This window comes from Achromobacter semiaridum (assembly GCF_053543755.1).
In genome coordinates this window covers 1-1,833 of record NZ_JBLVOL010000106.1, presented here as the reverse complement: position 1 = coordinate 1,833, position 1,833 = coordinate 1, and the positions used below count along the sequence as shown (strand labels likewise).

1 protein-coding gene and 1 pseudogene are annotated in these 1,833 nt (G+C 69.0%); both read right to left on the bottom strand.

Annotated elements, in window-relative coordinates; all coding sequences use genetic code 11:
- A partial coding sequence (locus ACNPP0_RS23885; RefSeq protein WP_448707202.1) for a hydantoinase B/oxoprolinase family protein occupies window positions 1–1,523 on the bottom strand: 1,523 nt, incomplete at its 3' end.
- Window positions 1,520–1,833 (bottom strand): annotated as a pseudogene (locus ACNPP0_RS23880) (hydantoinase/oxoprolinase family protein); the annotation flags it as partial. The pseudogene ACNPP0_RS23880 and the gene ACNPP0_RS23885, both read right to left, overlap by 4 nt.

Below are 1,833 nucleotides of genomic sequence, written 5' to 3'. Positions count from 1 at the left end.
CCGCCCGCGCCGGCGTGGCCGCCCAGGGCGCCGCGCGCGGGATGCACCACGCGGTCAAATGCGGCGGCAATGATCATGGCGGCTTGCGGGTCTGCGTGGCGCACGACGATGGTCTGGCCCAGCCCCCCGCGCTGCGTGCCAGGGCCGCCTGAATCGGGCCGGTATTCCTTTTGTTCGAAGACCAGCGGGTTGGCGCTTTCCAGTATTTCCAGCGACACGTTGCGCACGCCGCTGGGGTAGGACGTGACGGACAGGCCGTCCTTGCCGGGCCGCGCACCGGTGCCACCGGTGGAAAAGCTGACGGCGTTAAAGCGCGGGCCGGCCAGCAGGGCTTCCTGCTGTTCGGGCGTGGCGCCCGCCAGGGGCTCACCGCCCACCAGGTGCAGGTTCCACAGCGACGACGCGCCCTCGGCCGGCACTTGGTCGGCGCGGGCCTGGCGTAGCGCGCCGAACACCACGTCGGGCAGCATCTGCCCGATGATGTGGCGCGCCGTGACGGCAGCGGGAAAACGCGCGTTCAGGATGGAGCCCTCGGGCGCCGCGACCTCGACGCACGACAGGGACCCCGCGTTGTTGGGCACGTCGGCGCCGATCAGGCAGCGCACACCAAAAGAGGTATAGGCGTCGGTATAGGCCTTCACCACGTTGATGCCGCGCGCCACGCTGGGCGAAGTGCCGGTGAAGTCGATGCGGACCTTGTCGTTCGCAATGCTCACGCCGGCTTGCAAGGTGATGGGCGCGTCGTACCCGTCGATCACTAGCGTGTTATGCCACGTGCCTTGCGGCCATTGGGCGATGGCCTGGCGCATGGCGTGTTCGGACTGCTCGATGATGTAGCCGCCCAGGGCGTCCAGCCCGCCCAGTTCGAATTCGGTCAACAACGATTTCAGGCGGCGCCCGCCGATCGCGTTGCAGGCCACCAACGCGTACAGGTCGCCTTCCACCTGTTCGGGCTCGCGCACGTTGGCGCGAATGATGGCCAGCACGCCCGGGTCCACTTCGTGTTGACGGAAGAAGCGCAGGATGGGCAGGAACAGACCTTCGTGATAGATCTCCAGGCCGTCGGCGCTGCTGCCGATGCCGCCGATATCGATCACGTGCAGGGTGGACGCAAACAGCGCCACCAGCGCGCCGTCGTGAAACACGGGCGTCACCATCGTCATGTCGAACAGGTGGCCGGTGCCTTTCCAGGGGTCGTTGGTCAGCAGCACGTCGCCATCCTTCAACGATTCGGGCGGAAAGACGCGCAGAAAGTGTTTGACCGATTCGGCCATGGCGTTGACGTGTCCGGGCGTGCCGGTGACGGCCTGGGCAATCATGCGGCCATCGGGCAGGAAGACGCCGGCCGACAGGTCGCCTGCTTCGCGCGTGGCGGTGCCGAAGGCCGACCGGATCAACACCTGCGCCTGCTCTTCCACGACGGACAGCAGGCGGTTCCAGGCCAGTTGAAAACGGATGCGCTCTTGTGCCAGGGGCGCCGCGGCGGCGGAGGTCGGGCGGGAGAGGTCGGCGGGGGTGCTCATGATGTGTGGTCCTTGTCGGCCGCGTCGGCCTGGTGGCGCCGGGCGGCGCGGGCATCGTCCAGCACCAGCGAGCCCAGGCGGCTGCGGCGCGCCACGAAGCCGGGCGGTACGAAGGTGGTGGTTTCGTCTTCGACGACCAACGCGGGGCCGGTCAGCGTCTGTTCGGGGTCCAGCGATTGGCGTTCGTAGACAGGGATGTCGATGCGGCGCCCCGGCGCGGCGTCGTACACGGGGCGCGTGCCTGCCACGCGCGCCGCCGTGCCCTGGCCGGCGGCAATGTGGTCGTGCGGCCGTGCGCGGCGCGGGGCGG